The organism is Caballeronia sp. LjRoot34 (genome assembly GCF_964253815.1).
Classification (GTDB): Bacteria; Pseudomonadota; Gammaproteobacteria; order Burkholderiales; family Burkholderiaceae; genus Caballeronia.
In genome coordinates, this window is sequence record NZ_CAXUSB020000001.1 from 3,819,956 (window position 1) to 3,832,825 (window position 12,870).

Consider the following 12,870-nt stretch of genomic DNA (forward strand, 5'->3'; position numbering starts at 1 on the left):
GTCGTTGGTCCACGAATCGACAGCGGACTTCAGTGAACCGCCGACAATTCCTTCTCCAGCCGATCTGCCGGCACCGCGCCGGGCAGACGGCGTCCGTCGGCGAGGAAAACGGTCGGCGTACCGGTGACGTTCATCGACTGGCCGAGTTTCAGGTTCTTGTCGATGGCGGTTGTGTCGCAGCTGGCGGCGGCGGTCGGCGCCGTGTGGTCGAGCATCCAGCCTTCCCAGGCGCCCGAACGGTCCTTCGAGCACCAGATCGACTTCGACTTGACCGACGAATCCGGCGACAAAACCGGGTACAGGAAGGTGTAGATGGTGACGTTATCGACGGATTTGAGCGTGGTTTCGAGCTGCTTGCAGTACGGGCAATTCGGATCGGAGAACACCGCGATCTTGCGCGCGCCCGTGCCCTTCACCACTTTGACCGCGTTCTCGAACGGCAGCTTCGCGAAGTCGATCTTGTTCGTTTCCGCCAGGCGCGCTTCGGTGATGTTCGTGCGCGTGCGGGTATCGACGAGATCGCCCATCAGCAGATAGTTGCCGGTCGCGTCCGTGTACACGATCTGCGCGCCGAGATTGACTTCGTAGAGCCCCGGAACCGGGGACTTCTCGACGCTTTTGATGTCGGCGTCACCAATGCGCGATTGCAGCGTGGCCTTGATCTTGTCGGTGGTCTGATCGGCTTGTGCCGCGATGCCGATACCAAACACCGCGGCCAACGTGGCAGCGGCGACCAGGGCGCGGCGAAGAGTGATTTTCATTCGAGTTTCCGTCAATCTGAAGTAGGTGGGATGTTCTTGACCAGGTCTCAACCAAGCGCCGCGGACACGAGCCAGCGCTTGATAAGCGGTTGTGCTCCCACGAGCGCCATGCCTGTATTGCGCAGTCCGCGAGCGAGCGTGCCGGGCATGGCGAAGAGTTTCTGCAGCCCGTCGCAGGCGAGCGTCAATTTCTGGATGTCCTCGCGACGGGTGCGTTCGTATCGGCGCAGTAAAACGGGGTCGCCGGCTGAGCGGAATGCTTCCTTGTTGGCGAGGGTTTCGGCCAGCGCGGCGACATCGCGCAAACCCAGGTTCATGCCCTGCCCAGCCAGCGGGTGAATCAGATGCGCAGCGTCGCCAACCAGCGCCACACGTGCGCCGATCAGCCGGTCCACGGTTTGCAGCGCGAGCGGAAAGCCCTGCGCGGGCGTCACGCATTCGAGCGCGCCAAGCATGTTTTGCGTGGCCTTTTCGACTTCCGCCGCGAGTTGGGCGGGATCGAGTTTCAGGAGGGTATCGGCGTGTTCGGTTTTAGCGGACCACACGAGCGACACGTGATCACCCGGCAACGGCAACAACGCGATGATTTCGCCATCACGGAACCATTGGTACGCCGTCTCGCCGTGCGGCTTTTCGCACTTGAAGTTCGCGACCACGCCCGTTTGCCGATAATCCCGGCGCTGCATTTTCGCGCCCGTCTGCGCCCGCACCCAGGAATGCGCGCCGTCCGCGCCGACCACCAGGTCTGTTTCGAGCGTGTCGCCGTTTGCGAGGGTCAGATGGGCGGCGTCGTCGTGGATAGCCAAACCCTGGGCGCGCGAATCGATCCACGTGAGGTTCGGCTGGAAACGCAGCGCGGCATCGAGCGATAGTTCAATCAGCGACGACTCCACAATCCACGCCAATTGCGGCACAGCCGCCTGGAATGCCGAGAAATGCAGCTCGGCGAAAGCGTCGCCGAAAACGCGCATGTCCAGCACCGGCCCGAGCTTTTCGCGCTCCAGCGCCTGCCAGACGCGCAGCCGTTCCAGCAGCGCCTGCGAGCTCGATGACAGCGCGTAGATGCGGGAATCGAAGCTGCCGGCGGCGGGCGGGGCTGCAGCAGGCGTTGCCAGCAACGCGGTGCGCAGGCCGGATTGTGTCAGCGCGAGCGCCGCCGTCTTGCCGACGAGCCCGCCGCCGACCACGACCGCGTGAAAATTTCTTGAGTGGAAAGTCATACGGCCATTATAGCCGCCGGGGTATGCCGGGAATCGATGGTCAATGCGGTGTTTCAGCGGGTGCGACGCCCTGTAGCGGCACATCCCACCCGCCCAGCCGACCCGGCCGTGGCGCTACAATAGCGGTTTTTCCGGCCCGTACGACGTGGCCGCCCGCTACGCGCCTTGGTCGCCGGGGTTGTGAAACCCGCGACACGCGCATCCAGCGTTGACCCACGCGGCGCACGCCGTTTCACCAGTTCGAAGGATTCCATGAGCCTCCAATGCGGCATCGTCGGCCTGCCTAACGTCGGCAAGTCCACACTGTTCAATGCACTGACCAAGGCCGGCATCGCCGCCGAAAACTATCCGTTCTGCACGATCGAGCCGAATGTCGGCGTGGTCGAAGTGCCGGATCCCCGTCTGGCGGCGCTCTCCGAGATCGTTAAACCCGAGCGCGTGGTCCCGGCCATTGTTGAGTTCGTCGATATCGCGGGCCTCGTGGCCGGCGCGAGCAAGGGCGAAGGCCTGGGTAACAAGTTCCTCGCGAACATTCGCGAAACCGATGCCATCACGCACGTCGTGCGCTGCTTCGAAGACGAAAACGTGATTCACGTCGCGAACAAGATCGACCCGCTCGCGGACATCGAAGTCATCAATACGGAACTGGCGCTGGCGGATTTAGCGACAGTTGAGAAAGCTCATCACCGTTTCGCCAAGTCGGCGCGCTCGGGCAACGACAAGGAAGCGGCGAAGCTCGTCCCCTTGCTGGAAAAGATCCAGGCGCAACTCGATCAGGCGAAGCCCGTGCGCGCGCTGGACCTGAGCGAAGACGAACTCGCGCTGATCAAGCCGCTGTGCCTGATTACGGCCAAGCCGACCATGTACGTGGCGAACGTGAAGGACGATGGTTTCGAGAACAATCCGCACCTGGACGCGGTGCGAAAGCACGCCGAGGCCGAGGGCGCGCCGGTGGTGGCGGTGTGCGCGGCGATCGAAGCGGAAATCGCGGATCTCGACGACGCCGACAAGCAGGAGTTCCTGGCCGATATCGGCATGGAAGAGCCGGGCCTGGATCGCGTGATTCGCGCGGGTTACAAGCTGCTCGGATTGCAGACGTATTTCACGGCGGGCGTGAAGGAAGTGCGGGCATGGACGATTCATATCGGCGACACCGCGCCTCAGGCGGCCGGCGCTATTCACACGGATTTCGAGCGCGGGTTTATTCGCGCGCAGACCATCGCCTTCGATGACTTCGTCGCGTTCAAGGGCGAACAAGGCGCGAAGGAAGCCGGGAAGATGCGGGCGGAAGGGAAGGAATATGTCGTGCACGACGGCGACGTGATGAATTTCTTGTTTAACGTCTGATGTAATAATTTGTCGTTCGAGGTTGTTCGAGGTTGTGATTAAAAGCGGAGTCCCTGATAAAGGGATTTCCGCTTTTTTTATTGCTTTGCACCGGCTGCCTTGCTTGCCAACCGCGCGCAACCCACCTTGGACGGTGTACATGAAGACCGAATTGATTTACTCGTTGACCGAGCATTTCGAAGCGCATGCTCAGCAGACCAATAACGGCGTCGAATTCTGACTTGCTCGCGACCTTCAGCACCTGCTTGGGTATGCGAAGTGGGAAAACTTCGTCAAGGTTGTGAACAAAGCTGAGATTGCCTGCGAAACATCGGGGCATGCGGCAGCAGACCATTTTCCTGACGTCAGGAAAATGGTCGACCTGGGCTCAGGTAGCCAGCGCGAAGTCGATGACATCATGCTCACGCGCTACGCCTGCTATCTGGTCGCGCAAAACGGCGATCCCAAGAAGCACGAAATTGCGTTTGCACAGACCTATTTTGCCGTCCAGACCCGGCGCGCCGAGTTGATCGAACAACGTCTGCTCGACTCGGAACGTCTCGTCGCCCGCACGAAACTGACCAGCACAGAAAAGGAGCTATCCGAGGTGATTTTCGAACAAACCGGTGGAAACGACGATTTCGGCATGATTCGGAGTAAAGGCGATCACGCCTTGTTCGAGAAATCCACCCAGCAAATGAAGTCGCATTGGAAGGTCCCCGCCAAGCGGCCATTGGCCGATTTCGCGCCCACGATCATTCTCAAGGCAAAGGATTTCGCAGCGGAAATCACCATCTTCAATTCGCGCGAGAAACAGCTTGGAAATGAAGAAGCGATTTCGCGGGAACATATCAACAACAATGGAGCGGTTCGTAAGACCCTCCTTGAACGCGGCATCCGGCCCGAAACCCTGCCTGCGGCGGAGGACGTGAAAAAAGTCGCGCGTCGTCTGGCATCGGAAGATAAAACACGCGCGAAGAATCCGGCAGCGCTCGATTCCTGACTGATCCAGAAGGATCGCCGGTTCGATAATGCGGCGATCCAGAACGGCCAGCGCAAGCGTTCACGCTCCTCGCGCCCAAAACAAAAACAATGACGACACGTTTCTATCGCTGCACCGCTTCAATCCTCGTCGGCGCCATCCTCGCGCTCAATGGTTGCACCGCGTTCGCTTACGCTTACTCGGCCCCGAACGAATCCGACCTCGATAACCACCAGACCTATCGCAATCACGACGGCCAAACCGTCCACTCCCCGGCACATTCGCGTTCGGGCGAAGCCCCCGACGGCGCCACCGCGCGATGCCGTGATGGCACGTGGAGCTTCAGCCGGCATCGCAGCGGCACGTGTTCGCGCCATGGCGGCGTCGCAGCCTGGCGTTGAGAACTCTCCGGCGCCGGCATCAAAGCCGATAAACGCCCGGCAGACAGCCATATTCATCGAAGTACAATGTCGTCACTTCCCGCGCGCTGCGGGAGACGCATCGTCGCGTACTGAATCCAGGGGCTTCCCGGCAGCGGCTTAAAATCCGGCATCCGCCCGGCCGAAGCCCGCCGTAAAACCGAAAACCGCAAACCTCAAGACAACCGAACCCGCAAATGGCCCAATACGTCTTCACCATGAACCGCGTCGGCAAGATCGTGCCGCCCAAGCGCCAGATCCTGAAAGACATCTCGCTGTCGTTTTTCCCCGGTGCCAAGATCGGGCTGCTCGGCCTGAACGGTTCCGGCAAATCGACCCTGATCCGCATCATGGCGGGCGTCGATAAGGACATCGAAGGCGAAGCCACGCCGATGCCGAACCTGAACATCGGTTATTTGCCGCAGGAACCGCAACTCGATCCGCAGCAAACCGTGCGCGAAGCCGTTGAAGACGGCCTCGGCGAAGTTTTCAGCGCGCAGAAAAAGCTCGACGCCATCTACGCGGCGTACGCGGAACCCGACGCCGACTTCGACGCCCTCGCCGCCGAGCAAGCCAAATACGAAGCCATCCTCGCAACCAGCGACGGCGGCACGCCTGAGCAACAACTCGAAGTCGCCGCCGACGCGCTGCGCCTGCCCGCGTGGGACGCGAAAATCGAACATTTGTCGGGCGGCGAAAAGCGTCGTGTGGCGCTATGCAAATTGCTGCTGCAAAAGCCCGACATGCTGCTGCTCGACGAACCGACCAACCACCTGGACGCAGAATCGGTGGACTGGCTCGAACAATTCCTGACGCGCTATCCGGGTACGGTCGTGGCCGTCACCCACGATCGCTATTTCCTCGATAACGCCGCCGAGTGGATTCTCGAACTCGACCGCGGCCACGGCATTCCGTGGAAGGGCAATTACAGCAGCTGGCTCGACCAGAAGCAGGATCGGCTGAAGCAGGAAGAATCAACGGAATCCGCGCGGCAGAAGGCGCTGAAGAAAGAGCTGGAATGGGTGCGCCAGAACCCGAAGGGACGCCAGGCGAAATCGAAGGCGCGGATCGCGCGGTTCGAGGAACTCAACAGCCAAGAATATCAGAAGCGCAACGAAACGCAGGAAATCTTCATCCCTGTCGGCGACCGGCTGGGCAATGAAGTGATCGAGTTCAAGAACGTGAGCAAGGCTTACGGCGACCGGCTCTTGATCGATAACCTCAACATGAAGATCCCGGCGGGCGCGATTGTCGGAATTATCGGGCCAAATGGCGCAGGGAAATCCACGTTGTTCCGCATGCTGACGGGTAAGGAACAACCGGATTCGGGCGAAATCGTCACGGGTCCGACGGTGAAACTGGCCTACGTGGATCAAAGCCGCGATGCGCTCAACGCCGGCAAGACCGTGTTCGAAGAGATCTCGGGCGGTGCGGACGTGCTGACGGTCGGCAAGTACGAAACGCCGTCGCGGGCGTATATCGGCCGCTTCAACTTCAAGGGCGGCGATCAGCAAAAGACCGTCGGGGCGCTCTCGGGCGGTGAACGCGGCCGCCTGCATCTGGCGAAAACGCTGATTGAAGGCGGCAACGTGCTGCTGCTGGACGAGCCGTCGAACGACCTGGACGTCGAAACGCTGCGCGCGCTGGAAGACGCGTTGCTGGAATTCGCGGGATCGGTAATGGTGATTTCGCACGATCGCTGGTTCCTCGACCGGATCGCGACGCACATCATCGCGTTTGAAGGCGATTCGCAAGTGACCTTCTTCGACGGCAACTATCAAGAGTACGAAGCCGACAAGCGTAATCGTCTGGGCGAAGAAGCGGCGAAGCCGAAACGCCTGCGCTATAAGCCAATCGTCCGATAAGCACGGCGAGGCCAACAACAACGCACCGGATCGCCGCCCGCGCGCGGCTTGGATGGGGGACATCGGGATGGCGGTTACAAAGGCGCAACGCGTGGCGCTGTGGGCGGGCGCGGTCATCGTGGTGTTGCTGTTGGCAGTGGTCGGCGGCGGCTTTTTCGTCGCGCATGAAATGAAAGCGCGCGTGCTCGAAACGCTCGGGCCGCTCGGCTCGGTGGAAGATATCGACGTAGGTTATGCGCGCATCACGCTGAGCCGCGTGCGTCTGCGGGGACCGCAAGGCTGGCCCACGGACGACACGCTGCGCGCCGAGCGCGTGACGCTGAACGTCGATATGCGCGCCCTCCTGAGCAACCGCGTGCATCTGCGCCATGTGACGGTGGACGGGTTTTATCTCTCCGTTGCGCGTTTCGCCGATGGCCGCGTCGAACTGCTGCCCAATCTCCGGCAGTCGACGCGCGAGGCTCAGGCCGGTTCAAGCGAAGCTGCAACACACGCGCAGGAAGACCGTCTGATCGACCACGTCACGTTCGAGCGCGGCGCGATGGAGTTCTTCGATGAATCCGTGCAGACGCCGCCCTACAGAATCCTGATTGCCGACGCACGGGCCAACGTCGACAATCTGCATCTTCCCGCGCTCGCCGAACCGACCAGGCTCGACATGACCGGGTCGATCAAAGGGCCGTCGCACACGGGCACGGTCGCGTTCAACGGCTGGATAAAAATCGCGAACAAGGATTCGCAGACGCACACGACCTTGCGCAACGTCGACATTGTTACGCTCGATCCGTATCTGCTGAGGAAAGCGGGCGCGAAGACCAGCATCACGGGCGGCACGCTTGACCTTACGCTCGACGCCACGGTGCACGACTACCGCATCCACGCGCCGGGTTCGATCACGCTGAACCGGCTGCAGTTATCGGATAGCGGCAATTCGCTCGACACCTTCCTCAGCATTCCGACCAAGCTCGCGATCGCCGCGCTGAAGAATCATGATCAGATCAAGCTGGACTTTGAACTCGACGGCGATCTGCGCGACCCCAAGTTTTCACTTAACGAGAGCTTGATGAAAAAGCTGGCGGCGGGCTTCGCCAAGGTGGTTGGCGTGAACACCGAAGGCGTGGCCAAGAACGCCGGCGGTGTGGTCAAGAGCATCGGCGACACGCTGAAGCATCTATTCGGAAAGTAATCACACGGGCAAACCGAGCGCCCTCAAGTGCGCTTCGGTCTGCTCTGCGTTCGTGTGATGCACGGCGTTCCAGCCAAGCGTGGTGGCAGCCCGGATGTTCTTCGCGTTGTCATCGATAAAAACGACTTCCTGCGGCTGAATGCCCGGAAGATGCCTTTCAATTTCAGCCCACATCAACGCGAAAATCGCCGGATCGGGTTTTGCGACCAGCACGCGCCCCGACACAACCACCTCGCGAAATCGCTGCAGCACCGGAAACCGATCCCATGCCCAGGGGAAAGTTTCGGCGGACCAGTTGGTGAGCCCGAACAGCGGCACATCCGCGGCTTCGAGCTTGTCGACGAGCGCGACCCCGTCTTCCAGCACGCCCGCCACCATTTCCTGCCAGCGCTCGTAAAACGCGCGGATCAGGGCTTCATGCTCGGGAAACCTGGCGATCAATTCAGCGTTCCCATCGGCGATGGTTTGCCCCGCGTCCTGCTGCAGCACCCAGTCCATCGCGACCACGTTGTCCATGAACCAGCGCCGTTCAGTTGCATCGGGAATCAGCCGGCTGTACACATATTCAGGATTCCAGTCGATCAACACGCCGCCGAAATCAAACACCACTGCCTTGATCGCCATGCGTTCGTTGCTCCGTTCAGATTGCCTGCGTGCGTTTTTCGAGCCACGTTTTCGCCGCGCCGGACACATGCGGCGAGACGCGTTCGAGGACCGTTGCGTGATAGTCGTTGAGCCACGTGCGTTCGTCGTCGCGCAGCAGGGTCAGGTCGATGCAGCGTGTGTCGATAGGACACAACGTCAGCGTTTCGAACTTGAGGAAATCGCCGAATTCGGTTTTGCCGGCGGGCTCGTTCATCACCAGGTTTTCGATGCGAATACCCCATTTTCCCGGCCGATAAAGCCCCGGTTCAATCGACGTGATCATGCCGTCTTCCATCGCCGTGTACGGCTCGGCCGGCGCGTAGTGCGAGATGACCTGCGGGCCTTCGTGCACATTCAGGAAATAACCGACGCCATGCCCCGTGCCATGTCCGTAATCCGCGCCGGCTTCCCAGATGGGCGCACGGGCGATGGCGTCGAGCATGGGTGAACGAATGCCGCGCGGGAAATGCGCCCGCGACAACGCGATCGTCCCTTTCAGCACGATGGTGAAATCACGTTTGTGCTCAGCCGTAATCGTGCCGATGGGTACAACGCGCGTGATGTCGGTCGTACCGCTCACGTATTGACCGCCCGAATCGATCAGCAGCAAGCCATTGCCTTCGATCACCGAATGCGAGGCTTCGGTCGCGCGGTAATGCGGCATCGCGCCATTCGCATTGAAGCCGGCGATGGTCGCAAAGCTCAACGTCACGAAACCGGGCCGGCGCGCACGCGCAGCCGTCAATTTTTCGTCGATGGTGAGTTCCGTGATCGTCTCGCGCCCAAGCGTCTCTTCGAACCACGCGAAGAACTCGGCAAGCGCCGCGCCGTCCTGTTCCATCGTTGCGCGAATATGCGCGGCGTCGGCGGGGCTCTTGCGCGACTTGGCGAACGTCGACGGGTTCACCGCTTCCACGATCTTCACCTCGGGCGGCACTTTCTCGAGCGAGCCGAACGTGATCCGGCGCGGATCGATGAGCAACGTGGAGCCCGCGGGCAACGCGGCAAGCGCATTGGCAACATCGGAATACGGCTCGACGCGCACGTTCTCCGTCAGCAGCGACGCCTTGAGATCAGCGGAAATCTTGCCATCGCCGACGAACAATGCTGCGTCATCCAGTCCGATCAACGCGTGCGCGACGAAGACGGGGTTATAGGTGACATCGGCGCCGCGCAGGTTGAACAGCCACGCGAGATCGTCGAGCGTCGAAATGAAATGCCACTGCGCGCCCTTCTCGCGCATCACGCCCCGCACTTCCGCCAGCTTTTCCGAACGCGTAACGCTCGCCTGGGGCGCGACGTGTTCGTACACGCGCTCCGATGGCAAACCCGGCCGCTCCGGCCAGACGGCATCGAGCAGATCCAGGTCCGTGCGCAAGACGATCCCGCGCGCCGTCAGCGCATCTTTCAGCGCCCGCGCCGCCGCCACGCCGAGCACGGCGCCATCGACTGCCACCGTCTCGCCGGCCGCCACATTCTCCGCGAGCCAGTCGACATGCGGCGCGGATTGCTGCCCGGCCATCATCTTCATCAACGCGATGCCGGTCCCTGCCAGTTGCGCCTCGGCCTGCGTCCAATACCGGCTGTCGACCCACACACCGGCGAAATCGGCGGTCACGACCAGCGTTCCGACCGAGCCGGTGAACCCTGATAGCCACTGCCGCCCCTGCCAGTGCTCCGGCAGGTATTCGGAGATGTGCGGGTCCGACGACGGCACCAGCACGGCAGCCAGCGCCTCACGCGCCATGGCGCCGCGCAACAATTCGATACGCCGGGCGAAAATCTGGCCATCGGGGGAATTCAGTCGATCGTTCATGGAGTCACCTGCAGAATTTTTTTGTTACGTCGAACATAAGATCAACGGCGCGCCGCCAGTCCCACCGTGACGGTTACGGCGGCCAGCGCCAACAGCACGCACGCAAGCCACTCAAGGGAGTCGCCATCGTGGAATGCGCCGGTGATGTTGCCGAGCATTTTCGCGACTATCGCCGCCGCCATGCCCGCGAGTCCCGCCGCCCATAGCCGGCCAAATGGCCTTGAGACCAAACGCCGCAACGGGTGCAGCCACCAGCCGGCCAGCCCGACCACCAGACCGAGAAATACGATGCCAGGCCACCCCATTAGCGGCGCGTTCCAGCGGAATTAGGACTAAACCTATGGGTTGAATCGGATTCGTGAACTAGCATTTTCGGTTCTGTAAACCTAGAAGGTCTGGAAGGCGTTTGCAGCGTAGCGAATGAGTTTAGGGGGCTGGAATGGCGATGGCAAGCAAGTGCCGCGCCGCCCGGCCCGCTCTCAGCGCGCGCGGCGACGTCGGAAATCATGCGAATCGCCATCATCGACGCGGACGTTCAGCACGCCGCACTCATCCGCCGGACGCTTGTCCTGGACGGCCATTTTTGCCATTTCTTCCCCACTGCGCCCGTGCTGCTGGATCGGATGAGGTACGACACATTCGACTTGCTGATCGCCGCCAATGAAACGCGCGACATGATCGGCGCGGAAATCATCGAACGGGTCAGGCAACTGGCGCCGCAGCTTCCCATCGTGTTGATCGCGGCGAGCCAGAGCGAATCCGACATGGTCGCGTGCCTGAAAGCCGGCGCTGACGATTGCGTCGCCAAACCCGTCCGCTGCGTTGAACTGGCCGCCCGCGTTGAAGTACTGGCACGGCGTAGCGCGGTTCGTACGCCCGCCGCCGAGCATTTCGGCGAGTATCGGTTCAATGCGTCGGAATTGAGCGTGAGTTTCGTGGATCAGCGGGTCTTGCTCACGCCGAAGGAGTTCCGCTTCGCCCGGTTGCTGTTCACGAACCTCTCGCGCGCCGTCTCGCGTGCACACATCATGGAAGTGGTGTGGCCGCGGGGGAGCGACATGGCGTCGCGGACACTCGATACCCACGCGTCCCGCCTGCGCACGAAATTGCATCTCCGGCCCGACAACGGTTACCGGTTGACGCCGCTGTACGGCTACGGTTACCAACTGGACCGGATTGAAGCGGACGGCATTCCGGGCGGCTTGTCTGGCTTGGGTTTCCCAGCCGGAAATGAAGAAATCCGCGAAAGGCTATAATATCGGGCTAAATTCCAAGGTCCCACAAGGCCATCGGATCAGGCCCAAAACATGCAGCTCCTCGCGATCGGAATCAACCACCACACTGCGCCTGTCGCCTTGCGCGAACGCGTGGCGTTTCCGCTCGAACAGATCAAACCAGCGCTCGGCGCGCTGAAAGATCTGTGGCTGGGGTCGCTGGGGAAAACTGCACCGGAAGCCGCGATCCTGTCGACGTGCAACCGCACGGAGCTGTATTGCGCCACCGACGACAAAGCCGCCCGCGACGCCGCCATCCATTGGCTGTCCAAGTATCACAACCTGCCGGTCTCCGAGCTCGCGCCGCATGTCTACGCGCTGCCGCAGTCAGAAGCGGTGCGGCATGCGTTTCGCGTCGCCTCCGGGCTTGATTCCATGGTGCTTGGCGAGACGCAGATTGTCGGCCAGATGAAGGACGCGGTGCGCACAGCGTCCGAAGCCGGCGCACTCGGCACGTATCTGAACCAGCTGTTCCAGCGCACCTTTGCCGTTGCAAAGGAAGTGCGCACGACAACTGAAATTGGGGCGCAATCTGTTTCCATGGCCGCTGCGGCCGTGCGTCTCGCGCAGCGCATCTTCGAAAACATTTCGGGCCAACGCGTGCTGTTCATTGGCGCGGGCGAAATGATCGAGTTGTGCGCGACGCATTTTGCCGCGCAAAAGCCGCGCGAACTCGTGGTGGCGAACCGCACCGCCGAACGAGGCGAAAAGCTCGCCGATCGCTTCAACGGCCGTTCCATTCCGCTTTCCGAGTTGCCGGCGCGCATGCACGAGTTCGACATCATCGTGTCGTGCACGGCATCCACATTGCCGATCATCGGACTCGGCGCGGTGGAACGGGCCGTCAAGGCGCGCCGCCATCGGCCGATTTTCATGGTCGATCTCGCGGTTCCGCGCGACATCGAACCCGAAGTGGGCAAACTGCAGGACGTATTCCTCTATACCGTCGACGACCTCGGCGCAATCGTTCGCGAAGGCAGCGCGTCCCGGCAAGCGGCGGTGGCGCAGGCCGAATCGATCATCGACACCCGTGTGCAGAACTTCATGCAATGGCTCGACGCACGCAGCATCGTGCCGGTGATCCGCCATATGCACACGCAAGCCGACGCCATGCGCCGCGCCGAAGTCGAACGCGCCCGCAAGATGCTCGCGCGTGGCGACGACCCGGCGGCGGTGCTCGAAGCGCTGTCGCAGTCGCTGACCAACAAGCTGATCCACGGCCCCACGCACGCGCTCAGCCGTGCCAGCCGTGAGAATCGCGACCAGCTCATCGACCTGATGGGCGGACTTTACAAACACGGCCATCCGTCGGGATCGAACGATCCGTCCGATCCGTCGGAAACTTAGCGCCCCTCTTTCGTCTCTTCTGCAGTTGC

General features: G+C 61.6%; 11 protein-coding genes and 1 pseudogene. 7 read left to right on the forward strand and 5 right to left on the reverse strand.

Annotated elements, in window-relative coordinates; genetic code table 11:
* Positions 1-29 precede the first annotated feature (29 nt).
* Both ACSQ36_RS17105 and ACSQ36_RS17110 read right to left on the reverse strand, forming a co-directional pair.
* On the reverse strand, positions 30-761 hold the full coding sequence (locus ACSQ36_RS17105; protein ID WP_436182798.1) for a DsbC family protein: 732 nt from the start codon (positions 759-761) through the stop codon (positions 30-32).
* Between the two features lie 47 nt (positions 762-808).
* The gene (locus ACSQ36_RS17110) at positions 809-1,981 is read right to left on the reverse strand and encodes a UbiH/UbiF family hydroxylase (protein WP_436182799.1); all 1,173 of its coding nucleotides are present in this window, start codon (positions 1,979-1,981) and stop codon (positions 809-811) included.
* 252 nt (positions 1,982-2,233) lie between these two features.
* Here ACSQ36_RS17110 and ychF point away from each other — a divergent pair, with 252 nt between their 5' ends.
* The 5 genes and pseudogenes from ychF to ACSQ36_RS17135 all read left to right on the forward strand — a co-directional run bounded on the left by ychF (position 2,234) and on the right by ACSQ36_RS17135 (position 7,759).
* The gene (gene ychF / locus ACSQ36_RS17115) at positions 2,234-3,328 is read left to right on the forward strand and encodes a redox-regulated ATPase YchF (protein ID WP_436182800.1); all 1,095 of its coding nucleotides are present in this window, start codon (positions 2,234-2,236) and stop codon (positions 3,326-3,328) included.
* Positions 3,329-3,560: 232 nt separating this feature from the next.
* A pseudogene (gene dinD / locus ACSQ36_RS17120) lies at positions 3,561-4,310 on the forward strand (DNA damage-inducible protein D); the annotation flags it as partial.
* 89 nt (positions 4,311-4,399) lie between these two features.
* The gene (locus tag ACSQ36_RS17125; protein ID WP_436182801.1) at positions 4,400-4,690 is read left to right on the forward strand and encodes a DUF3761 domain-containing protein; all 291 of its coding nucleotides are present in this window, start codon (positions 4,400-4,402) and stop codon (positions 4,688-4,690) included.
* Positions 4,691-4,905: 215 nt separating this feature from the next.
* Positions 4,906-6,573, forward strand: coding sequence for an energy-dependent translational throttle protein EttA (gene ettA, locus ACSQ36_RS17130; protein WP_436182802.1), 1,668 nt, complete (start codon positions 4,906-4,908; stop codon positions 6,571-6,573).
* A gap of 67 nt (positions 6,574-6,640) precedes the next feature.
* Entirely contained in the window at positions 6,641-7,759 is a 1,119-nt protein-coding gene (locus ACSQ36_RS17135; RefSeq protein ID WP_436182803.1) for a DUF748 domain-containing protein, read from the forward strand.
* On the opposite strand, the gene ACSQ36_RS17140 is transcribed toward ACSQ36_RS17135, so the two are convergent.
* Genes ACSQ36_RS17140 through ACSQ36_RS17150 form a run of 3 tightly spaced genes read right to left on the reverse strand, consistent with a single transcriptional unit; the run spans position 7,760 to position 10,525 of the window.
* The gene (locus tag ACSQ36_RS17140; RefSeq protein ID WP_436182804.1) at positions 7,760-8,383 is read right to left on the reverse strand and encodes an HAD family hydrolase; all 624 of its coding nucleotides are present in this window, start codon (positions 8,381-8,383) and stop codon (positions 7,760-7,762) included.
* Between the two features lie 16 nt (positions 8,384-8,399).
* The gene (locus ACSQ36_RS17145; protein ID WP_436182805.1) at positions 8,400-10,220 is read right to left on the reverse strand and encodes an aminopeptidase P family protein; all 1,821 of its coding nucleotides are present in this window, start codon (positions 10,218-10,220) and stop codon (positions 8,400-8,402) included.
* A gap of 41 nt (positions 10,221-10,261) precedes the next feature.
* Positions 10,262-10,525, reverse strand: coding sequence for a hypothetical protein (locus tag ACSQ36_RS17150; RefSeq protein WP_436182806.1), 264 nt, complete (start codon positions 10,523-10,525; stop codon positions 10,262-10,264).
* A 201-nt stretch (positions 10,526-10,726) separates the two neighbouring features.
* On the opposite strand from ACSQ36_RS17150, the gene ACSQ36_RS17155 reads away from it, so the two are divergent.
* Positions 10,727-11,476: a response regulator transcription factor gene (locus ACSQ36_RS17155; protein ID WP_213768476.1), complete on the forward strand. Its 750-nt coding sequence runs from the start codon at positions 10,727-10,729 to the stop codon at positions 11,474-11,476.
* 51 nt (positions 11,477-11,527) lie between these two features.
* Positions 11,528-12,841: a glutamyl-tRNA reductase gene (gene hemA / locus ACSQ36_RS17160; RefSeq protein WP_436182807.1), complete on the forward strand. Its 1,314-nt coding sequence runs from the start codon at positions 11,528-11,530 to the stop codon at positions 12,839-12,841.
* Positions 12,842-12,870: the final 29 nt, after the last annotated feature.

Bases quoted from the DNA above. Each gene is read 5' to 3' on its own strand.
- hemA (WP_436182807.1), top strand. From the start codon at position 11,528: ATGCAGCTCCTCGCGATCGGAATCAACCACCACACTGCGCCTGTCGCC.
- ACSQ36_RS17145 (WP_436182805.1), bottom strand. From the start codon at position 10,220: ATGAACGATCGACTGAATTCCCCCGATGGCCAGATTTTCGCCCGGCGT.
- ACSQ36_RS17155 (WP_213768476.1), top strand. From the start codon at position 10,727: ATGCGAATCGCCATCATCGACGCGGACGTTCAGCACGCCGCACTCATC.
- ACSQ36_RS17140 (WP_436182804.1), bottom strand. From the start codon at position 8,383: ATGGCGATCAAGGCAGTGGTGTTTGATTTCGGCGGCGTGTTGATCGAC.
- ettA (WP_436182802.1), top strand. From the start codon at position 4,906: ATGGCCCAATACGTCTTCACCATGAACCGCGTCGGCAAGATCGTGCCG.
- ACSQ36_RS17125 (WP_436182801.1), top strand. From the start codon at position 4,400: ATGACGACACGTTTCTATCGCTGCACCGCTTCAATCCTCGTCGGCGCC.
- ychF (WP_436182800.1), top strand. From the start codon at position 2,234: ATGAGCCTCCAATGCGGCATCGTCGGCCTGCCTAACGTCGGCAAGTCC.
- ACSQ36_RS17150 (WP_436182806.1), bottom strand. From the start codon at position 10,525: ATGGGGTGGCCTGGCATCGTATTTCTCGGTCTGGTGGTCGGGCTGGCC.
- ACSQ36_RS17110 (WP_436182799.1), bottom strand. From the start codon at position 1,981: ATGACTTTCCACTCAAGAAATTTTCACGCGGTCGTGGTCGGCGGCGGG.
- ACSQ36_RS17135 (WP_436182803.1), top strand. From the start codon at position 6,641: ATGGCGGTTACAAAGGCGCAACGCGTGGCGCTGTGGGCGGGCGCGGTC.
- ACSQ36_RS17105 (WP_436182798.1), bottom strand. From the start codon at position 761: ATGAAAATCACTCTTCGCCGCGCCCTGGTCGCCGCTGCCACGTTGGCC.